The following is a 20,466-nucleotide window of genomic DNA, read 5'->3' as shown; positions in this document are numbered from 1 at the left end:
CCAATGCGTAATTCCCTTCCCCTGGCCGCGGTGCTGCTGGGCCTTCCTTCCTGTGTCCTGGCCGATCACGGCGATGCCTTGCTGCTGGGCCAGCAGGTGATCACCGCCAGCCGGACCGGCCATTCGCCGGTGTCCATCGCTTCCAGCAGCCTCATCACCCGTGACGAGATCGAACGCCAGCAGGCCGGCAGCGTGCCGGAGCTGCTGCAGCGCCTGGCCGGGGTCAGCGTCACCAGCAACGGCGGGCGCGGCAAGAGCACCTCGGTGTCGATTCGCGGCACCAGCGACAAGCACGTGCTGGTGCTGATCGACGGCGTCCGGGTTGGCTCGGCCACCTCCGGCAGCGCCGCGTTGCAGAGCATCCCGGTGGAGCAGATCGAGCGTATAGAGATCGTCCGTGGGCCGCGCTCCAGCCTGTACGGTTCGGAGGCGATGGGCGGAGTGATCCAGATCTTCACCCGCCGTGGCGGCGCCGAGGGCTTCAAGCCTTATTTCTCGGTGGGCGCCGGTTCGCGCTCGAGCTACAGCGGGTCGGCCGGTGTGGCCGGCAGCCACGGCAACGGCTGGTTCAACCTCGGCGTGGCCAGCGAGTCCACCGACGGCATCAATGCCCGCGCCTATCGCAGTACCGCACCCAATGCCTATGAGCCGGATGCCGACGGCTACCGCGAACTGTCGGCCCAGCTGCGCGCCGGCTATCGCTTCGACAACGGTCTGGAGCTCGACGGCAGCTGGTTGCAGAGCGAAAACCACAGCGACTTCGACTCCCGTTCAAGCAGCGGAGCCACCGGCCGCAATGCCTACAGCGACGGCTCCCTGCAAGCGATCAGCGGCCGTGCGCGCTTCTCGCCGCTGGCCTTCTGGGACGTCACCTTGCAGGCCGGGCACAGCGAAGACCTGGGCGACAACTTCCAGGACGGTCGTTTCTATTCACGCTTCGATACCCGCCGCGACAGCGCCACCTGGCAGAACGATTTCAATTTCGGCGAGGCGCAGGTGCTGAGCCTCGGTATGGACTATCAGACGGACCGCATCGACAGCGACGGCGACTATGCCGAGAACAGCCGCTACAACAAGGGCTACTTCGTTCAGTACCAGGCCGCCTTCGGTCGTCATGGCGTGCAGGCCGGGCTGCGTCGCGACAAGGATGAGTTCTTCGGTTCGCACGACACCGGCAGCCTGGGTTACAGCTTCGACCTGAGCGACGCGCTGACGCTGACCGCCGCCTTCGGCACCGCCTACCGTGCGCCGACCTTCAACGACCTGTACTACCCGGCAAGCGCCTCCACCGCCGGCAACCCGGACGTCAAGCCGGAAGAATCGGAAAGCTACGAGATCGGTATCCGTGGCAGCCACGGCTGGGGCGAGTGGAGCGTCAATGCCTACGAGAACCAGATCGAGGACCTGATCGTCTGGGCGGGCAGCAGCCCCATGCGCCCGGAAAATGTCGACGTGGCGCGCATCCGCGGCATCGAGACCAGCGTCGCCACCGTGCTGGCCGGCTGGGATGTGAACGCCAATCTGACCTTCATGGACCCGCAGGACCGTAGCAAGGCCAACCACGGCCATCTGCTGCAACGCCGCGCCAAGCGCCAGTTCAATCTGGACCTGGATCGCCAGTTCGGCGCCGTCGGCCTGGGCGCGTCGCTGTACGCGGCGAGCGAGCGCTTCGACAAGGCGAGCAACGCCGAGGATTCGCGCATGCCGGGCTATGCCCTGGTGGACCTGCGCAGCGAGTACCGTTTCGACGAGGCCTGGCGCCTGCAGGTCAAGCTGTCGAACCTGTTCGACCGCGACTACGAAACTACCCAGACCTACGAACAGCCCGGTCGCGCGGTGTATTTCACCGTCCGCTACCAGGCTCTGTAACCGGCAACCCCCACAAAGGAGCACCCCCCCATGCACGTCCTGTCCATGCGCGCCCAACTGGCAATAGGCGCCGCGCTGATCCTGCTGATGGCCATGACCCGTGGCCAACACTTCGCCAGCGTCCAGAATCTGCCCAGCGCCAGCTGGTCGATCTTCTTCCTCGCCGGCTTCTACCTGCGCCCGCGCTGGATGTTCGTGCTGCTGTTCGCCCTGGCATCCGTGCTGGACTTCGGCTCCCTGGCCAGCGGCACCATCAGCGACTGGTGCCTGTCGCCGGCCTACTGGGCGCTGGTGCCGGCCTACGGCAGCCTGTGGCTGGCCGGGCGGCTGTTCGCCGGCTGGCAGCGCGACGACCTGCGCAGCCTGGCCATGCTGGCGCTGACGCTGGTGGTGGCGGCTTTCGTGGCCTACCTGTTCTCCGGCGGTGGTTTCTACTTCTTCTCCGGTCGCTACCCCGAACCGACCCTGGCGGGCTTCCTGGCGCGTATCGCCCAGTACGTGCCGCGTCATCTGGGTAACCTGGCGTTCTACGTCGGTACGGCGCTGGTGCTGCATGTGGGTATTCTCTCGGCGCTACGCCTGCGCGCGCGGGAGGTGCACTGATGGACGGGCGCGACGAGCGACACAAGGCGCGCATGCAGCGCAAGAAGGCGGTGGTCGACGCGAAGATCGCCGAGGCCCAGGACGAGTACGGCCTGCTGCTGGTGCACAGCGGCAACGGCAAGGGCAAGAGCAGCTCGGCTTTCGGCATGGTCGCCCGCGCGTTGGGCCACGGCATCAAGGTCGGCGTGGTGCAGTTCATCAAGGGTGCGGCCAGCACTGGCGAGGAAAACTTCTTCCGACGTTTCCCCGAGGAAGTGCGCTATCACGTGATGGGCGAAGGCTTCACCTGGGAAACCCAGGACCGCCAGCGCGACATCGCCAAGGCGCAGGAGGCCTGGGCGGTGGCGCGTGAGCTGCTGGCCGATGAAAGCATCGGTCTGGTGGTGCTGGACGAGCTGAACATCGCGCTGAAATACGGCTATCTGGAGCTGGAGCCGGTATTGGCCGATATCGAGTCGCGGCCAATGCTGCAGCACGTGGTGGTCACCGGTCGCGGGGCACCGCCCGGGCTGATCGAGGCGGCGGATACCGTCACCGAAATGAACCTGGTCAAGCATGCGTTCAAGGCGGGCGTGAAGGCGCAGAAGGGTGTGGAGTTCTGATGCCGGCACTTACAGGGCGGGTAAGGTGGATGACGTCTTTTTTATCCACCGTCCGCGTTGTCGGTGGATGGGTGAAGCGACATCCACCCTACGCCAGACCTCGGAACCGTAGGGTGGATGTCGCTCTTTACATTCACCATGACTCGACTCGCCCTGCGAGGCTGCGATGAATAGCCGAAGCTGCCCGGCATTGCTGATCGCCGCGCCTGCGTCCGGCCAGGGCAAGACCACCGTCACCGCTGCCCTGGCGCGGCTGCATGCGCGCCAGGGCAAGCGCGTGCGGGTATTCAAGTGCGGGCCGGACTTTCTCGACCCGATGATTCTCGCCCGCGCCAGCGGCCAGCCTGTCTATCAGCTCGACCTGTGGATGGTCGGCGAGGAGGAATCGCGCCGGCTGCTCTGGCAAGCCGCTGGCGAAGCCGATCTGATCCTCATCGAAGGCGTGATGGGGCTGTTCGATGGCAACCCCAGCGCCGCCGACCTGGCGCGGCGTTTCGGCGTGCCGGTGCTGGCGGTGATCGACGGCTCGGCCATGGCGCAGACCTTCGGTGCCCTGGCCCACGGGCTGGCGAGCTTCCAGCCGGACCTGCCGTTTTCCGGGGTGCTGGCCAACCGGGTCGGCAGCACGCGGCACGGCGAGATCCTGCGCGACAGCCTACCGGAGGCGATTCGCTGGTACGGCGCGTTGCCGCGCAGCACCAATATCGAACTGCCGAGCCGCCATCTGGGGCTGGTGCAGGCCAGCGAACTGACCGACCTGGATGCACGCCTGGATGCCGCCGCCGATGCCCTGGCGACCAGCGCCGATGTGGCGCTGCCGCCTACGGTGAACTTTGCCGCGCCGCTATCGCGCACGTTCGAGCCGTTGTTGCAGGGCGTGCGCATCGGCGTGGCACGCGATGCGGCCTTCGCCTTTCTCTACCAGGCCAACCTCGACCTGTTGCGCCAGCTGGGCGCCGAGCTGGTGTTCTTCTCGCCGCTCGCCGATACAGCGCTACCGCTGGTGGACAGCCTCTACCTGCCCGGCGGCTATCCCGAGTTGCACCTGCGCGCGCTGGCCGACAACCGGGGAATGACCGAGGCGATCCGCGCCCATCATGCCGCCGGCAAGCCGATCCTCGCCGAATGCGGCGGCATGCTCTATCTGCTCGACGGCCTCACCGACAAGGCGGGCACACACGGCGCCATGCTTGGTTTACTGTCCGGCGAGGCGCGGCTGCAGCCGCGGCTGACGGCGCTGGCGTTGCAGGCAGTTGAACTGCCGGAAGGGCGCTTGCGCGGGCATACCTACCACCATTCGGCGCTGGAAACATCGCTGCAACCGCTTGCGCTTGGCGAATGCCCGAACTATAAGCGCACCGCCGAGGCGGTCTACCGCCAGGGGCGCCTTACGGCGTCCTACATCCATTTCTACCTGCCGTCCGATCCGACCGCAGCCGCGGAGTTGTTGCGTCCATGAGTGAACATGCCTTCAGTCCCGAGGAGCGCGCGGCGGTCTACCGCGCCATTGCCGAGCGCCGCGACATGCGTCATTTCGCGGGCGGCGAGGTGGCACCGGAGCTGCTGGCAAGGTTGCTGGAAGCCGCGCACCAGGCGCCCAGCGTCGGCCTGATGCAGCCCTGGCGCTTTATCCGTATTACCCGCAGTGAGCTGCGCACGGCCATTGCCGGGCTGGTCGAGCAGGAGCGCCTGCTCACCGCCGAGGCACTGGGCGAGCGCGGCGGCGAGTTCATGCAACTGAAGGTCGAAGGCATTCAGGACTGCGCCGAGCTGCTGGTGGTGGCGTTGATGGAGGGGCGCGAAGCGCACGTATTCGGACGGCGCACGTTGCCGCAGATGGATCTCGCCTCGGCGGCCTGTGCGATCCAGAACCTCTGGCTGGCGGCGCGCGGTGAAGGGCTGGGGATGGGCTGGGTATCGCTGTTCGACCCCCAGGCGCTGGCGGAACTCTTGCAGATGCCCAGCGGCGCCATGCCCGTGGCGGTGATCTGCCTCGGCCCGGTCGACGAGTTCTATCCGGCGCCGATGCTGGCGCTGGAAGGCTGGACCCAGCCGCGCCCGCTGGAAGAGTTGCTGTTCAATGACCGCTGGGGGCAGCGCGAGTGAGCCTGGCGCTGACTTGCCTGGCCGGAGTCGGCCTGGATGCATGGCTGGGTGAGCTGCGACGCGGTCATCCGCTGGTGGCCTTCGGGCAACTGGCCGATCGCCTGGAGCGGCATTTCAACGGCCCGGATGGGCGTGGCTGGCGCAGCCACGGCGTGACGGCCTGGTGCATTGCCGTGCTGCCGCTGACAGTGATGGCCTGGCTGCTCAGCCTGTTGCCGGGTGTCGGCTGGCTGGTGGAGATCGCCTTGCTGTACCTCGCATTGGGATTGCGCAGCCTCGGCGAGCACTTGCTGCCGGTGGTGAGCGCCTTGCGCAGCGGCAACCTGCCCGAGGCGCGCCGGCGTGTCGGTTTTATCGTCAGCCGCGATACCTCCGAACTGGACGAAGCGGGCATAGCCCGCGCCGCCACCGAGTCGGCGCTGGAAAACGGCAGCGACGCGGTATTTGCTGCGCTGTTCTGGTTCGCCATTGCCGGTGCGCCGGGTGTCGTGCTCTATCGCCTGAGCAACACCCTGGATGCCATGTGGGGCTACCGCAATGAGCGTTTCGAGCGCTTCGGCTGGGCCGCGGCGCGCATCGATGACGTGCTCAATTTCATCCCTGCCCGGCTGGTGGCGCTGACCTACGCCGTGCTCGGACAGACGCGCAAGGCCTGGCGTTGCTGGCGCCTGCAGGCGCCACTCTGGGATAGCCCCAACGCGGGGCCGGTGATGGCCGCCGGGGCCGGGACGCTGGGCGTGCTACTCGGTGGTTCGGCGATCTACCACGGTGAGCGGCACGAGCGACCGGCGCTGGGCGAGGGCGAAGCGCCGCAGGCGCGTGATATCGAACGGGCGCTGGATCTGGTCTGGGCTGGCGTCGGCCTCTGGCTGCTGGTGATGCTGCTGGGGAGCGGGTTGCATGCTTGAGCATGGCGGACGGTTGCGCGCGGCGGCGCATGACTTCGGCATTCCGCTGACGGATTGGCTCGACCTGTCCACCGGGATCGCGCCTTACGGGTTCGACTTGCCGCCGATCCCGCCGCATGCCTGGAGTCGACTGCCGGAAACCGAAGATGAGCTGGAGACCGTCGCCCGCGATTATTACGGTGTTTCTTCACTGCTGCCGGTCGCCGGCTCGCAAGCGGCGATCCAGATGCTGCCCAGGTTGCGACGGCGGTTGCAGGTCGGCATTGTCTCGCCCTGTTACGCCGAGCATGCCGAGGCCTGGCGCCGTGAAGGGCATCACCTGAGCGAGTTCAGCGAGGGCGGCGTACCACGTGTGCTCGATCGACTCGACGTGCTGGTGGTGGTCAATCCGAACAACCCCACAGGGCGCCTGCTGCCGCCCGCGCAGTTGCTCGACTGGCATGCGCGATTGGCGGAGCTGGGTGGCTGGCTGGTGGTCGATGAAGCCTTTATCGACCCAACACCCGAATACAGCCTGGCGCCATACAGCCACCTGCCGGGGCTGATTGTGCTGCGTTCGTTCGGCAAGTTTTTCGCCATGGCCGGTGCCCGGCTGGGCTTTGTGCTGGCTGAAGACGAGCTGTTGCGTGCCCTGGGTGATGCCCTGGGGCCTTGGCCCATCAGCGGGCCGTCGAGGTTGATCGGCATGGCTTTGCTCGCTGACCGCGAAGGGCAGCGTCGGCAGCGCGAGCAGCTTCTGGCCGATGGCAAGCGACTGATGCATCTGCTGACAGCCCATGGTTTGCCGTCTGCCGGTGGCTGTGCGCTGTTCCAATGGGTCTTGAGCGAAGAGGCCGACCCGTTGTACGAATTTCTCGCCGGTCTGGGCATTCTCGTTCGCCGTTTTCACGCTCCGTCGAGCCTGCGTTTCGGCCTGCCGGCGGATGAGCGGGGCTGGAGCCGGCTGGCAAGCGCGCTGGCGCATTACAGGGAAAGGGCTTCATGAGCACCTTGATGGTTCAGGGCACCACTTCCGATGCCGGCAAGAGCACCCTGGTGACCGCGCTGTGCCGCTGGCTGGCACGCCAGGGCGTGGCGGTGGCGCCGTTCAAGCCGCAGAACATGGCGCTCAACAGCGCGGTGACCGCCGACGGCGGCGAGATCGGTCGTGCCCAGGCCGTGCAGGCACAGGCCGCCGGGCTCGCGCCGCATACCGATATGAACCCGGTGCTGCTCAAGCCCAACAGCGATACCGGCGCCCAGGTGATCATTCATGGTCGGGCCGTCACCCAGATGGATGCCGCCGGCTATCACGATTACAAACGTGTGGCGATGAATGCGGTACTGGAGTCCCATCGGCGCTTGAGCAAGGCGTATTCCGTGGTAATGGTCGAGGGTGCAGGCTCGCCCGCCGAGATCAATCTGCGCGCCAATGACATTGCCAACATGGGCTTTGCCGAGGCGGTGGATTGCCCGGTGATCCTTATCGCCGATATCGACAAGGGTGGTGTCTTCGCCCATCTGGTCGGCACCCTGGCTCTGCTTTCGGAAAGCGAGCAGGCGCGGGTGCGGGGGTTTGTGATCAACCGCTTTCGCGGCGATATCGCGTTGCTGCAACCGGGGCTGGACTGGTTGGAGCGACGCACCGGCAAGCCGGTGCTGGGCGTGCTGCCGTATCTGATGGACTTTCATCTGGAAGCCGAGGATGCCGTCGACGTGCGCCAGTCAGCCAAGGGCGAGCGCACGCTGAAAGTCGTGGTGCCGGTGTTGCCGCGCATCAGCAATCACACCGATTTCGACCCGCTGCGCCTGCATCCGCAGGTGGATCTGCGTTTCGTCGGCCCCGGACAGCCCATTCCGAGCGCCGATCTGATCATTCTGCCCGGCTCGAAAAGCGTCCGCGCCGACCTTGCATGGTTGCGTGAGCAGGGCTGGGCGACGGCCATCCAACGTCATCTGCGCTATGGCGGCAAGGTATTGGGCATCTGCGGCGGATTGCAGATGCTCGGTGAAGGTATCGACGATCCCCACGGGCTGGAAGGCGCGGCGGGGCATAGCGATGGGCTTGGTCTGCTGGCTCTGTCCACGCGACTGGAACGCGAAAAACAGCTGCGCAACGTCCGTGGCCGCCTGACGTTTGCCGATGCCTGTGTCAGCGGCTACGAGATCCATGCCGGGATCAGTCACGGGCCGGCGCTCGGGCGAGCCGCCGTATGCCTTGACGATGGCCGCTGTGATGGCGCCATCAGCGAGGACAATCAGGTGCTGGGCACTTATCTGCACGGCCTGTTCGAGTCACCCGCCGCCTGTGAGGCGCTGTTGCGCTGGGCCGGGCTCGATGACGTCCAGGCAGTCGATTATCACGCCCTGCGCGAGCGCGATATCGAACGCCTCGCCGATCTGGTCGAGATGCATCTGGATACCCGCCTGTTGCGAGAACTGTGTGATGTCTAGCCGTGTCCGCACCAGGCGTAGGAGCGGGCCATGCCCGCGAACAAGACCCACACCCCCGGCGCGGAATCCTTCACAGGCATGGCTCGCTCCTAGAGGATGCTGGAGATCAACATGCTTGAACTGATTCTCGGCGGTGCGCGCTCTGGCAAAAGTCGCCTGGCCGAACGCCTCGCCATGGAAAGCGGGTTGCTCGTGACTTATATCGCCACCAGCCAGCCGCTGGACGCTGAAATGGCCGAACGCATTGCTCATCACCGCGCCCGTCGGCCAGCCGATTGGGGGCTGCTGGAAGAGCCCCTGGCGCTGGCGCGGGTGCTGCGTGAAATCGCGCGTGACGATCACTGCATCCTGGTCGATTGCCTGACGCTGTGGCTGACCAATCTGCTGATGCAGGATGATCCGGCGCGCCTGGTCGAAGAACGTGATGCTTTGCTCGATTGCCTGGCGACACTGCCGGGGCGCGTGCTGCTGGTGAGCAATGAAACCGGCCTTGGCGTGGTACCGCTGGGCGAGCTGAGCCGGCGCTATGTGGATGAGGCCGGCTGGCTGCACCAGGCGGTGGCCGAGCGTTGCCAGCGTGTGACCTTCACCGTGGCGGGCCTGCCAATGGTGCTGAAGGGAGCGCCCATCTGAATGAATACAGCCCCCGACGAGCAGGGCCGAAGTTATTCGCCGGATTACGCCCTGTCTGTCGGATTACGCCTTCGGCTAATCCGACCTACAAATGGTTAGGGTTCGTAGGTCGGGTCACGCTTTATCGACCCGACGAGCGGGGCTGAGGTTATTCGCCGGATTACGCCCTGTCTTGTCGGATTACGCCTTCGGCTAATCCGACCTACAACAGCCTGCACTTCGGGTATTCGCGCCTGAGGTCGTTCCCATCAGGGATTCCTCACCTCTTTCAAAGGCCGGAAGGTGTTGTCGGTCTGCCGTCTCGGGAGTAGCGTAAAGGCGATCCCGCTCGGAGTAGTCGCCATGAAGAACCACCTGCTCGCTGGCTCACTGGCCCTGGTGCTGCTGTCCGGCACTGCGCTGGCGGATTCCTGCCCGGCACTGCTGCAGCATGAGTTGCCGAAGCTTCGCTCCAGGGAAACCATCGATCTTTGCCAGCAGTTTCAGGGGCAGGCGCTGGTAGTGGTCAATACCGCGAGCTTCTGTGGCTTTGCACCACAGTTCGAGGGCCTGGAAAGCCTCTATCAACGTTACAAGGATGAGGGCCTGGTGGTGCTTGGTGTGCCATCCGATGACTTCTTTCAGGAATCCGATGACGCTGCTGAAACGGCTGAGGTCTGTTACGTGAATTACGGCGTGACCTTTCCCATGGCACAGACGCAGCCGGTCAGGGGTAGCGATGCGATACCGCTGTTCAAGGAGTTGGCCAGGCAGGCCGGAGGGGCGCCGCGCTGGAACTTCTACAAGTACGTAGTCGATCGCAACGGGCAGGTGGTCGATTACTTTTCCAGCAAGGTCAAGCCGGATGATCCGAAGTTGATCGCGGCGGTGGAAAAGGCGTTGGCCAAGTAGAGAGGACGCCCCGGCACAAGGCCGGGGCGCTTTTGCTTAGAAGCGGTAGCTCAGAGCAGCGCCGAAGCCGTGGGCGCTGTTTTCGAAGGTCGCGTCATAGTCGGCTGTGAGCATGCCGCCCTGGTAAGACCGGCTCCTGCTCACATCGACTTCTTCCTCCCGCAGGTAGGTATAGGCAAGATCGACGGTGACGTCCTCGGTGGGGTTCCAAGCCAGACCGAAACTGATCGCCGTGCGGTCGCCGGATGGGATGCGCGGCGAACGATGCACATTGTTGGTTGGGCTCTGGTCGAAGGCCAGGCCGGTTCGCAGGGTCCATTCGCGGTTCAGCTTGTAGGCCGCTCCGATGGCGTAGGACCAAGTGTCATGCCAGTCCTGATCTTCGACGATTGGCGCGAGGTTGCCTTGCAAATTGGCGGGAATGCCATCGTTCTCGATGATAATCGCCTCGAAACGGCTCCAGCGCGTCCACATGGCACCCGCGTAGAGGGTCCACTGATCGTTGAGCTCGTGAGTCACGGAGACGTCGATGGACTCGGGGGTATCGAGTTCAAGGGAAGCATCGTATTTGCCGGAAGCGCCTGCGACATCGAAACCGCCGCCGGAAAGTCTGGTGTCGCCCTTGAGTTTGTACTTGACCTTGGAGTGATAGGTCAGGCCCGCACGGGTTTGCGGTGAAAACTCGTAGAGAATGCCGGCGTTGAAGCCCAGCGCCGTATCGTCGCCAGTCACCTTGATTCGGCCATCATTGGCGCCAAGGCTGGTGGGGTTGGGTGATGCGCTCTGCAGTTCGCCTTCGATGTGGTTGAGGGTCGGGCCGAAACCAACGGACAGTTTTTCGTTGAAACGGTAGCTGACGGTGGGCTGCACGGTAATGACGGCTACTTCGCTGTAGTCACCGAAGTAGCGACCCTGATACCCGCTTTCATAGTCGGTCGCCAGGCCAAATGGCACGTAGATGCCGACGCCTACCGCCCATTTGTCGTCAATGGGCTTCACGTAATAGCCCATGGGGACTGCGGTGAAGGGGACCATGTCGCCATCGTTGCTTCCGCCGTAGGGCAGGCTCGCCCCCCCCAGGGCCGGTCCGGAAAATGAGCCGGAACTGTTCTTGATATCCGTTTTGGCATAGATCGCCGCCGCGCCAAAGCTGACTTCCTCGCGCTTGAGGCGGGACATGCCGGCAGGGTTGCCGAACAGGGTGGTGGCGTCTTCGGCAGCAGAGGAGCGACCGGCGAAAGAAGTACCCATGCCGCTGATGCTTTGTTCGTTGAGGGCGAAACCTGCAGCCAGGGCCTGAGTGGAAAGGGCACCTGCTGCAACTGCGATCACGGTCTTCAACCATGTTGTTTTCATTGTTGTCTCCTGGGTAAAAAGCGGTTCGGACCCTAGCAAGCTTTTCTGATTCCCAGCAAACGAAAGAGTGCAGTTTTTCGTAAATATCACGACGATTGGTAGGGATATGCCAGTGATAATCGTGAAAAATGCATGAGCATGGCCCCGTGTTGCGGAAGGGATTAGCTGGTGGAAATCCGCGCCTCAATCAAAGTCCTATTTTGTGCGCCGATCATTTGCCCACCTTGACAAGGTTCTGCAAGCGGCTGCGCACGGGCAGGAGAAGAGCATAAAAGACTGCCATCATGCTCAGGAGCATCTGCGGGATATGCCACCAACTGGCTTCGATCGTGAGGGTTCTGACAACCGGCAGGCAGACAGCCTGAAACGCCAGCAGGGCAATCAGCCAGGCCAGGTCGAGGCGACTGCGAAAAACCCATAACGAGAGGAGCAACAACCAGAGCCCCAGTGCTGCCCCGCCGACCAGAATGTCCTGCGACGGCCAGTGGCCCAGCAGGCTCACCGTCAGCAAGCCAAGTACCCATGCAAAATGGCGACCGCTGTGCTCCAGCAGGTGGATGAAGCGCTTGCGTTGGCGTCTGATCACGACATTCATCATGACGGCTCCTTGCTGATGTCGTCGTTTCCGATCGGGGCCGGCGACGCAGCGGTTTTCCCTGAGCACCGTGGGTATCCGACGTTGCATCGATTGATCATCCCGGACATTCGGCATTCTGGCGTGGCGGTATCCCCATGATTCAGAACCGTGGACCGGAGCGGGTGTTGTTGCCCTTGGCCAGGCGGTCGTAAAGCACCACATTGACCGTTGCCGCGAGGTTCATGCAGCCCTTGGTGGGGATGTAGACCACGTCCTCGCACCAGTCACGGATTTCCTTGCTGAGCGAGCCGTCTTCGGCACCGAAAATGTACAGCGCACGATCGGGGTGGGTGTACTCCGGCAAGGCGCGGGCATTCTCGACCAGCTCCACGGCCACCGGCACGCAGCCGAGCGGCAGGATCTTGCGCAGGTCGTCGATATTGATCAGCGGGATGTCCTGGTGGACCTTCTTGGTATCGGTGATGAAATCCTTGGCGCGGTCATAGCGGGTGCCGGTGTAGAACACCGAGGCGGCGCCATAGCAGCCCGCCGCACGCATGATCGCCCCCACGTTGGAAGGTGATTTCGGGTTGCTCAGGCCGATGCAGGCATATCGTTTGTTGCTCACGGAAAGGACTCGCGGGGAAATGGCGATTATACGGGGCGGAGCTCGCTCGCGGTCGTCTGAGCACCGCAGGCGTGAAAAACGGCTAAGCCTTTTCCACGCCTTGCCTCGGACTCGCTTATGATGCGCCGCCTCAACAGCCCCGCTTAATCGTCAGGTCACCATGTCCGTCAATGCCCTCTATACCGACCTGTCCGGTTATTACGACCTGATGTGCGCCGACATCGACTATCAGGCGCAGAGCCACTGCGTTCATCGGCTGCAGCAGCTTTTCGGTAACGGTGGCTCCAGGCATCTCGATCTGGCCTGTGGAACTGGGCCGCATGTTCGTCATTTCATCGATAACGGCTATGACAGCGCCGGGCTCGACATCAACCAGCCCATGCTGGACAGGGCGGCCATTCGCTGCCCCGAAGCGCGCTTTTCCCTGCAGGATATGTGCGAGTTCAGGTTGAGCGAGCCGGTGGACCTGATTACCTGCTTCCTGTATTCCATCCACTACAGCGCCGGGATCGAGCGGCTGAAAGCCTGCATCGCCAGCGTGCATGGCGCGCTCGCAACCCAAGGGGTCTTCTGCTTCAACGCCGTCGACAAGCACAAGATCGACAACCATCTATTCGTGAAACATACCGCCCAGCATGAGGGCAGCCGATTCACCTTCAGCTCCGGCTGGAATTATTGCGGCGTTGGCGAGAAACAGTCGCTGAGGCTCAGTATTGAAAAGGCGAGCGCGGAGCAGACCCAGGTATGGCACGACGAGCATCCCATGGTCGCGGTGGGTTTTGGCGAACTGATTGGGCTGTTGGAGCCGTACTTCGAAGTGCATGTGCTCGAGCACGACTACGGGAAGATCGTTCCTTGGAACGAAACGTCGGGGAATGCGCTGTTTGTCTGTGTGAAGATCTGATCCGCGCGGCTTCAGCTGCCGAGGCGTCGGGGAATGCGCAGCAGGATCCGTTGGTGCCCGTCCGTCGGGCGATCAATGTAAATGCTTGGCTACCGCATAGGTCTCGGTGAGGTGCAGTGCCTGTCGGGCCAGTTGGTCGAGCAGGCGATCACGCTCTTTCTCCGCGTCGCTCATGGCTTTTTCGCCGTGTTGTTTCACGAGGTAGCCGTGAATCTGCCGGACTTCCTTGGAGTGGAAGATCGGCTCCAGATCCTGCACCGCCAACGCGCCGTTCGAAGCCTGGCTGCGGGTGTTCATCACCACCTGGGGGCCGCGAGCCGCCAGCGGCAGGAAACCCAGGGCTTCGAAGTACGGCACCTTGCCGGCTACGCAGGCCACTTCCGCGTGGGGGTAACGCGCCACCATCTCTTCGACCATGGCCCGACCGATGCCTTGCCGGCGATGGCTTTCCTGCACGGCCAGATAGATCAGCGAGCAGGCGTCGGGATCATCGACGTAGGGCAGGTATAGCGCGAAGCCGAGCAGGCGAGCCGGGTCGTCGGCATCCAGTGCCATGATCAGTTCGGGCTTGCCTGCCTGCGCGCCATCCATGCTATCGAGGTAGCGATGCACCTCGAACCCCACTACGTACTGATACAGCGGGTACAGCGGGTTGCCGGACGTGAGCGAAACCGCGCTGATGTCGCCGAGGTAGTCCACCACCATCTGCAGCACCTGACTTTTCATCGACTCGGGCGGCGGGGTGTCCAGGTGGGTGAGGGTGAACATGCAAAAGCTCCGGTGCGGCGGGGTGGGCATTGTAGCGGGCGGGCCCGGTGTTGAAACGAAACGAAAAGAATCGCTACCTGTTCGAGACCCAATGCGGGGTGCCTACTGGCACGCTGACGGCCAGTTCATATCGCTAAGGAATCTCCTATGACGACGTACCTCCGGCCGATTGCCACTGCTTTAGCCCTGATGGCCGTCGGCCTGTCAGGTCTGGCCTACGCGGCCTCGAACGACCCGGTTGATGAACGCAAGCAGGGTTACAAGGCCGCCAAGAAGTCCGTCGAGCGGATAGCTGAGGCCATCGACGCCGGCGACTGGGTAACGCTGGCATCCTCCGCGCAATCTTTGGCCACGTTTGCCGAGCGTATTCCCGAGCTGTATCCGGCCGGCAGCACCGGCGGTTTTTTCAACCGAGCCAAGGGCGCCATCTGGACAAACTTCCCCGATTTCGTGGAGAAGTCGCAGGCCTTCAAGCAGGCGGCGGACAATCTCCAGCAGTTGGCCGCCCTTCCGCAGTCCGACCGCGAACAGCTGAGCCAGGCGCACCGGGAGTTGGGCGACACCTGCGTGGCCTGCCATCGCGCCTATCGCAGTGGTCCGAACTAACCCCGACAACATCCAAGGGAGCGCACAACGTGAAATCGATACTGCATGGTGTGGCGGGTGCCATCGCGCTCGTCTGTATAGCGACCTTCTGGACCTCGACGATCGTCGCGGAACTGTTTCTGGCGCCGCATGATGTGGCGGCGGTAAAGAACGCCGTACTGACCGGCATGTGGTTGCTGATCCCGGCCATGGCCATGACTGGAGCCAGTGGCTTCGTTAATGCTCGTGGGCGGCGTGGTGGCCTCATCGAGGCCAAGGGTCGGCGCATGAAGGTCATCGCCGCGAACGGCCTGCTGGTATTGCTGCCCAGCGCCTTCGTGCTCGCGGCCTGGGCCAATGACGGCCGCTTCGACACTGGTTTCTATGCCTTGCAAGTTGTGGAACTGCTGGCCGGCGCCGTCAACGTCACCCTGCTGGTCCGCAGCATGCGGGACGGTTTACGGCTGACTGGCCGAGTGGCCGCACGCTGATTCCCTAGATTCTGTTGATTTGCATCAGACGCTGGAAGTCGCTTGCCCGGGTATGTTGGTGGGTAGCGGCTTCGAGCCCAACCGAAGGAGTAGCACCATGAGCCTCAAACGAACCCTGATCGGCCTGGCCGGCACCGCCCTGCTGCTTGGAGGTCTGACCGCCTGCGGCACGCATGGCCCGGGTTACTGGAACGCAGAGCGCAGCGCCGAACGCCACGCCAAGATGATCGAGCGCATCAGCGACAAGCTGGAGCTGAGCGCCGAGCAACGCCTCAAGCTGAACGCCCTGTGCGATGAGCTGAACGCCCAGCGCAAGGCCATGCGCGGGGAGGGCGCCGATATGCAGGCCGAATTCGCCATGCTGATCGCCACCGAGCGGTTCGACCGTGACAAGGCGCAGGCGATGCTGACACAACGCACTGAGGCCCTGCAGACCCAGGGCCCACGGGTGCTGATCGCACTCGCGGACTTCTACGACAGCCTGACTGCGGAGCAACAGCAGCAGGTGCGCGAGCGCCTAGAACGTCGCCGTGGCTGGGGCTGGGGCGGCCCCGGTTTCTGACCGGCGCGACGAGTATCGGCATGAACAGTATTCTTCTGATCGACGATGACGAGCAGCTCGGCCCACCGCTGAGCGCCTACTTTCAGCGCTTCGAACTGCAACTGACGCAGGCGGTGACCCCCAGCGAAGCGCTGGAGCGCCTGCGCGGCGGTGACTTCGATGCGGTGATCCTGGACGTCATGCTGCCGGAAATGGACGGCTTCGAGGTCTGCCGCACCATCCGGCGCGACAGCGATATCCCGGTGATCATGCTGACCGCGCGCGGCGAGGTGATGGACCGTGTGGTGGGGCTTGAGCTGGGCGCCGACGACTACCTGCCCAAACCTTTCGAGCCGCGCGAGCTGGTCGCGCGGCTGCAGACGGTTTTGCGCCGGCTCAAACCGTCACGGCATAGGGAAATCGGCGGCGAAACGCTGGGCTACGAGGGACTGTCGATCGATACCGCCTGCCACAGGGTGTCGCGTTTCGGTGCCGAGGTGGAACTTACCGGCACCGAGTACCAACTGCTGGTGCTGCTGGCCCGCGAACCCGGCCGAGTGTTCAGCCGCGACGAAATCCTCAACCGCCTGCGCGGCAAGGACGCCGAGCTGTTCACTCGTGCGGTGGATATCGTCATCAGCCGGCTGCGCAAGAAGCTCGAACCGCTGGATTGCATCAAGACTTTGCGCGGCGCCGGCTACACGCTGGCGCTGCGTGCACGGACGCCCCAGCCATGAACATCGCACGCCTGCATCAGGCGCGGCGGCGCATCGCGCATTCGATCAAGATGCGTATGGTGTTGGTATTCCTGCTGCTGGCCGCCGCCTTCACCCTGGTGTTCCTGGCCGGTGCGCGCCAGGCAGTGTCCGAAGGCTGGCGCGGAGCCGCGCGTCCGCTGCTGGTCGAATACATCGACCGACTGGCCAGCGATGTCGCCCCTGACGGAAGACCCGACCTTGCCCGAGCGCAGGCGCTGGTCGAGCGGCTGCCGTTGACGCTGTCCATCCGCGGCCCGGCGATCAACTGGGCCTCGTATGATCTTGAAGCGCCTGCGCCGCACCGTGTTGGCCCGCTTGAAGAGATCAACTTGCTGCTGCAACGCAACACGGCCGATGGCCACATTCTGACCTTTGGTATCGACGGATCGGCGGTGGATAGCGGGGCGCAGTGGCGCTGCTACGGGCTGAGCGCCTTGCTATTGTTGACCCTGCTGGCCTGGTTGTACGTGCGGCGTCTTCTCCGGCCGCTGGATATCATCGGCGATGGCGCGCGGCGCTTCGGGGCTGGCGACTTCTCCCAGCCGATAGCCGCACGCTATGCGGACCAGCCCGGCGAGCTGGGCGAGCTGGCCGCCACGCTCAATCACATGGGGCGTGAAATCCACCAGATGCTCGAAGCCAAGCGCGCCCTGTTGCTGGCCATCAGTCATGAACTGCGCAGCCCGCTGACCCGGGCGCGCCTGAATGCCGAGCTGCTGCCCGAGACGGCCGAGATACTGCCGCAACGTGATGCCTTGCTGCGAGATTGTCAGGTTATGGCCCGGCTGATCGAGGACCTGTTGGAGAGCGAACGCCTGGTCGGGCACGTGGCCCTGCAGCGCGAGCCGGTCGATATCGCCGCGCTGACCCGGGGTGTGCTTCAGGAACTGTCAGTGAGCTACGCGGCGGCCGAACAGGTGCGCCTGCACAGTGACGCGGATCTGCCCCGCCTGGAACTGGACTCCAACCGCATACGCGTTCTGCTGCGCAACCTGCTGGACAACGCGTTGCGGCATGGCGCCAGTGGGGCTCAGGCCCCCGAGGTCACGCTGCATCGCAGCTTGCAAGGCGGTCTGGAAATCGAGGTGCGCGACCATGGCCCCGGCGTCCCGGAGCCGCAGCGCTCGCAGCTCGCCCAGGCGTTCTACCGTCCTGACAGTGCACGAACGCGCGCCGCTGGTGGTGTGGGCCTAGGGCTGTACTTGTCTCGCCTGGTGGCGCAGGCGCATGGTGGGACTTTAGAGATACGTGCCGCCCGGCCGGGTCTTGCGGTTCTGGTGGCTCTGCCCGCACCGGTAGAAGAGCCTGCTGGACCGTAGGCCTGCTGAAAACGGCGGGGCGACATGCCCGTCACGCGGTTATTACGGACCGAAATCGTCTCTGGATCGAATGACTCTTCCTACATGGCCGGAATGACAAAGGCGCCCTGATAGTCGATGTAATCCCATTCTTATTGATTCGCACGATAGTCCCCCAGTGGAAAACCGAGGTTCGAACTCTTTACTGGCGCGGGGCGGGGGTGGCGTCTTGCGCCGCGGACCAGATGCGGTAGCGCACTTCCATGTCGGCGGGCGCATAGATCACCAGTGGCAGCTTGCTGTTGTAGCGCACCAGCTGGGGCTCGCCGCCCACCTGCACGAAGGCCTGCTTGCGGCTGTCATCGGGGCAGGCCATCAGGGTGCTGACGGCCGGGCCGACCTGGCCCAGTTCGTAATAGGTATAGCCCCAGCCTTGCACGGTCTTTTCCTGCCATTGGCCACCGAGGCGCTGTTGGTTGCAGTCCACTTCCAGGGTCTTGCCGGCAATGATTTCCACCTTGTGCTCGGCTTCGTTGGCCTGGGGCGGCAGATCGATCACGTGGCGCTGGTAGCCCTCGGCAGCGGTCGGGTAGGGCTTGAGCGCTTCGGGCGTGGCGGCGCAGGCTGCCAGCGGTAGGGTGCAGAGAAGGGCGATCAGAGGCAGTTTGGGCGAGGTCATGAGGAGTCCTTATCGTAGGCCTTGTGGGCCTTCCGTTGATGGCTGTGGCCGGGTTGGCTGAAGCCAGTGACTGTTGTGAGCAATTCCTGAGCCCGGCAAGGCTGCGGTCGTCGGTAGGACACTCGGCACTTGCGGGTGTTCAGGCGCTGATGCGCGATTTCACACGCTTCACTGTGGCAATGCAAGGCGCGGTCATGCCCGGCGTCCTGTAGGGTGGAAAACGGCGAAGCCTTTTCCACGCGTTGCTCAGCATCCACCTACGCATCCTGTCCCGTACCGTCGTCGCCGCACCAACCCCCGGAATAGAAACCAGCCCTGACGGCTCGATGGAAACTGGAATAAGGCCAATCGGCAACGCGGTCCACCAAGCGGTGCTTGCGTGGATTCAAATGCACATAGTCGACGTGATGCCGGTAATCGCGTTCATCCTGGATCAGGTGCTCCCAATAGCGTCGTTGCCAGATGCCTCGCTCACCGCGGGCGTGTTGGGTTGCCGTCAGCACCTCGGTTTTCGGCAACCTCTTGGCGAAACCGAACTTGATCACCTTCCAGCGCAGAGCGAAATCGGCGTCACCGTCCGGTAACGTCCATACGCAATGCATGTGGTCGGGCAGCACGACCCAGGCGTCGATATGAAAAGGATGGCGCGCCAGGGGGGAGCGCGTACCGTATCGCGCAGCAGATCGATATGGCGCACAAGCAGATCGCTTCTGCGGTTCAGCAGATTGACCGTGAAGAAATAGGTTGCACCCGGCACCCGTGCGCGGCGGTATCGAGACATGGCAGCTCATCCTTGAGCGTGGCGTGGTCGGTTGATGCGTATCGGTGGTTAAGCAAAGCGTTATCCACCCTACGTCATGCACACCCCTGATTCCGTCGACGCATCCGCATGTAGGGTGGAAAACGGCGAAGCCTTTTCCACGCGTCCCTTCCAGGCTCCTTTATCGGGTAAATCTCTGCCCCGATACCGATCTAACGCAAACTGAATGTGGGCTCAGCCCCCGTCGTCATGGTCGCTCAGGCTTATCCAGTGCTTGCCTTGCCACCACAACACTTCCACGTAGCGTTTTTCCAGCTTCGGCCCGTCGCTCTGCGATGGCCGCGCGAAATCGACGAAGTGCGGCAAGCAATCCTGGCGTAGCCAGCTCTCGAAGCGTTCCGCCTGGGCGGTTGGGCTGTTGACGATCAGACGGTACACGTTGCCCAGGTCGATCAGGCGTAACGGACGCGTCCCGCTGCCGAAGTTCAGGCCCTGTTGATTGCAGTGACGATGCAGTGCTTCGATAGCGTCCGCATAGCCCAGGAACAGCGCGAGATCGCTGCCGTCGAACCAGGGTTGACCGTCGACGAAATGATGGATGCGAACAGGCTTGCCTTCAAAATGAAGGGTATGAGTGGTAGGCATTTCCTTTACCTCTGTGTGATTGGTCAGCTTTCTTAGGGCTGGCTGGTGCCGGGAGCTAAGAAACCCCACACAGAGGGCCGGACGTATTTCCCTTTCGGGTCTTTTATTAGCCCACTCCCGACGTCGCAGAGGTGTTTTTCTTGCGCGCACGGGCGGGCCGTAGGCACAAAAAAGCCGCGATGTCGGAAGCGGGCAGGCCGCTGTGTGAGGCGTTTCTTAGGCGCCAGCGGCTAGGGTAGGGGGCGTGTGGGAGGTGGTCAAGCTACGAGCCCAGGAACAAGACGTTCGGGGGGAGCGATACTGATGGCTCCCACGCCGGAGCGGCTGATGGCTCCCATGCTCCTGCGTGGGAGCCAATTCGCGGTGCTCTGCGCCAGTAAGTGTTCCAGACCATCCGGTAGCGGGGAGCGCCGGGCAACAAGGCTGCGTTC

At 63.6% G+C, this 20,466-nt stretch carries 22 protein-coding genes and 1 pseudogene; 16 read left to right on the top strand and 7 right to left on the bottom strand.

Features of this window, described 5'->3' with window-relative positions:
- The first annotated feature begins 3 nt into the window (after positions 1-3).
- The 10 genes from btuB (at position 4) to ACYCFC_RS08985 (ending at position 10,045) form a co-directional block, all read left to right on the top strand.
- A complete protein-coding gene (gene btuB / locus ACYCFC_RS09030; protein ID WP_459653740.1) occupies positions 4-1,869 on the top strand; it encodes a TonB-dependent vitamin B12 receptor in 1,866 nt (621 codons plus the stop codon).
- A 30-nt stretch (positions 1,870-1,899) separates the two neighbouring features.
- The gene (locus tag ACYCFC_RS09025) at positions 1,900-2,472 is read left to right on the top strand and encodes a hypothetical protein (protein WP_459653739.1); all 573 of its coding nucleotides are present in this window, start codon (positions 1,900-1,902) and stop codon (positions 2,470-2,472) included.
- Entirely contained in the window at positions 2,472-3,074 is a 603-nt protein-coding gene (gene cobO / locus ACYCFC_RS09020) for a cob(I)yrinic acid a,c-diamide adenosyltransferase (protein ID WP_058075929.1), read from the top strand. The genes ACYCFC_RS09025 and cobO overlap by 1 nt, the downstream gene beginning before the upstream one ends.
- A 166-nt stretch (positions 3,075-3,240) precedes the next feature.
- A complete protein-coding gene (locus ACYCFC_RS09015) occupies positions 3,241-4,533 on the top strand; it encodes a cobyrinate a,c-diamide synthase (RefSeq protein ID WP_459653738.1) in 1,293 nt (430 codons plus the stop codon).
- Entirely contained in the window at positions 4,530-5,180 is a 651-nt protein-coding gene (bluB, locus tag ACYCFC_RS09010; protein WP_459653737.1) for a 5,6-dimethylbenzimidazole synthase, read from the top strand. Before ACYCFC_RS09015 ends, bluB begins: the two co-directional genes overlap by 4 nt.
- The gene (gene cbiB, locus ACYCFC_RS09005) at positions 5,177-6,088 is read left to right on the top strand and encodes an adenosylcobinamide-phosphate synthase CbiB (RefSeq protein ID WP_459653736.1); all 912 of its coding nucleotides are present in this window, start codon (positions 5,177-5,179) and stop codon (positions 6,086-6,088) included. Before bluB ends, cbiB begins: the two co-directional genes overlap by 4 nt.
- Complete coding sequence (gene cobD, locus ACYCFC_RS09000) at positions 6,081-7,073, top strand: threonine-phosphate decarboxylase CobD (RefSeq protein ID WP_459653735.1); 993 nt, start codon at positions 6,081-6,083, stop codon at positions 7,071-7,073. Before cbiB ends, cobD begins: the two co-directional genes overlap by 8 nt.
- Positions 7,070-8,521, top strand: a complete 1,452-nt coding sequence (locus tag ACYCFC_RS08995; RefSeq protein WP_459653734.1) for a cobyric acid synthase — start codon at positions 7,070-7,072, stop codon at positions 8,519-8,521. The genes cobD and ACYCFC_RS08995 overlap by 4 nt, the downstream gene beginning before the upstream one ends.
- Positions 8,522-8,632: 111 nt before the next feature.
- Positions 8,633-9,154, top strand: coding sequence for a bifunctional adenosylcobinamide kinase/adenosylcobinamide-phosphate guanylyltransferase (gene cobU / locus ACYCFC_RS08990; RefSeq protein ID WP_459653733.1), 522 nt, complete (start codon positions 8,633-8,635; stop codon positions 9,152-9,154).
- 342 nt (positions 9,155-9,496) lie between these two features.
- Positions 9,497-10,045 carry a glutathione peroxidase gene (locus ACYCFC_RS08985; protein ID WP_459653732.1) on the top strand — a complete coding sequence of 183 codons (549 nt, stop codon included), beginning with the start codon at positions 9,497-9,499 and terminating at the stop codon, positions 10,043-10,045.
- Positions 10,046-10,081: 36 nt separating this feature from the next.
- Here ACYCFC_RS08985 and ACYCFC_RS08980 read toward each other — a convergent pair whose 3' ends face one another.
- The 3 genes from ACYCFC_RS08980 to ACYCFC_RS08970 form a co-directional block, all read right to left on the bottom strand.
- Entirely contained in the window at positions 10,082-11,401 is a 1,320-nt protein-coding gene (locus ACYCFC_RS08980) for an OmpP1/FadL family transporter (protein ID WP_459653731.1), read from the bottom strand.
- A gap of 211 nt (positions 11,402-11,612) precedes the next feature.
- A complete protein-coding gene (locus ACYCFC_RS08975; RefSeq protein WP_459653730.1) occupies positions 11,613-11,999 on the bottom strand; it encodes a hypothetical protein in 387 nt (128 codons plus the stop codon).
- Between the two features lie 139 nt (positions 12,000-12,138).
- Positions 12,139-12,606, bottom strand: a complete 468-nt coding sequence (locus ACYCFC_RS08970) for an RNA methyltransferase (protein WP_459653729.1) — start codon at positions 12,604-12,606, stop codon at positions 12,139-12,141.
- 160 nt (positions 12,607-12,766) lie between these two features.
- Here ACYCFC_RS08970 and ACYCFC_RS08965 point away from each other — a divergent pair, with 160 nt between their 5' ends.
- Positions 12,767-13,510, top strand: a complete 744-nt coding sequence (locus ACYCFC_RS08965) for a class I SAM-dependent DNA methyltransferase (RefSeq protein ID WP_459653728.1) — start codon at positions 12,767-12,769, stop codon at positions 13,508-13,510.
- 72 nt (positions 13,511-13,582) lie between these two features.
- Here ACYCFC_RS08965 and ACYCFC_RS08960 read toward each other — a convergent pair whose 3' ends face one another.
- Positions 13,583-14,278: a GNAT family N-acetyltransferase gene (locus tag ACYCFC_RS08960; RefSeq protein ID WP_459653727.1), complete on the bottom strand. Its 696-nt coding sequence runs from the start codon at positions 14,276-14,278 to the stop codon at positions 13,583-13,585.
- 147 nt (positions 14,279-14,425) lie between these two features.
- Between ACYCFC_RS08960 and ACYCFC_RS08955 the strand changes: the two genes are divergently transcribed.
- The 5 genes from ACYCFC_RS08955 (at position 14,426) to ACYCFC_RS08935 (ending at position 17,972) form a co-directional block, all read left to right on the top strand.
- The gene (locus ACYCFC_RS08955) at positions 14,426-14,884 is read left to right on the top strand and encodes a c-type cytochrome (RefSeq protein ID WP_312299924.1); all 459 of its coding nucleotides are present in this window, start codon (positions 14,426-14,428) and stop codon (positions 14,882-14,884) included.
- A gap of 29 nt (positions 14,885-14,913) precedes the next feature.
- Positions 14,914-15,354, top strand: coding sequence for a hypothetical protein (locus tag ACYCFC_RS08950; RefSeq protein ID WP_125863494.1), 441 nt, complete (start codon positions 14,914-14,916; stop codon positions 15,352-15,354).
- A gap of 97 nt (positions 15,355-15,451) precedes the next feature.
- Positions 15,452-15,916 (top strand): Spy/CpxP family protein refolding chaperone, encoded by a 465-nt coding sequence (locus ACYCFC_RS08945; protein WP_459653726.1) that lies wholly within the window; start codon positions 15,452-15,454, stop codon positions 15,914-15,916.
- A gap of 20 nt (positions 15,917-15,936) precedes the next feature.
- The gene (locus tag ACYCFC_RS08940; RefSeq protein WP_125863492.1) at positions 15,937-16,632 is read left to right on the top strand and encodes a response regulator transcription factor; all 696 of its coding nucleotides are present in this window, start codon (positions 15,937-15,939) and stop codon (positions 16,630-16,632) included.
- Positions 16,629-17,972, top strand: coding sequence for a HAMP domain-containing sensor histidine kinase (locus tag ACYCFC_RS08935; protein WP_125863491.1), 1,344 nt, complete (start codon positions 16,629-16,631; stop codon positions 17,970-17,972). The genes ACYCFC_RS08940 and ACYCFC_RS08935 overlap by 4 nt, the downstream gene beginning before the upstream one ends.
- A 181-nt stretch (positions 17,973-18,153) precedes the next feature.
- On the opposite strand, the gene eco is transcribed toward ACYCFC_RS08935, so the two are convergent.
- The 3 genes and pseudogenes from eco to ACYCFC_RS08920 all read right to left on the bottom strand — a co-directional run bounded on the left by eco (position 18,154) and on the right by ACYCFC_RS08920 (position 20,035).
- Positions 18,154-18,630, bottom strand: coding sequence for a serine protease inhibitor ecotin (eco, locus tag ACYCFC_RS08930; protein WP_125863490.1), 477 nt, complete (start codon positions 18,628-18,630; stop codon positions 18,154-18,156).
- A gap of 257 nt (positions 18,631-18,887) precedes the next feature.
- Positions 18,888-19,411: pseudogene (locus tag ACYCFC_RS08925) on the bottom strand (REP-associated tyrosine transposase).
- 213 nt (positions 19,412-19,624) lie between these two features.
- A complete protein-coding gene (locus tag ACYCFC_RS08920; protein WP_459653725.1) occupies positions 19,625-20,035 on the bottom strand; it encodes a BRO-N domain-containing protein in 411 nt (136 codons plus the stop codon).
- Between the last annotated feature and the right edge of the window lie 431 nt (positions 20,036-20,466).

Source organism: Stutzerimonas sp. NM35 (genome assembly GCF_054604355.1).
This window is presented reverse-complemented; position numbering and strand designations above follow the sequence as displayed.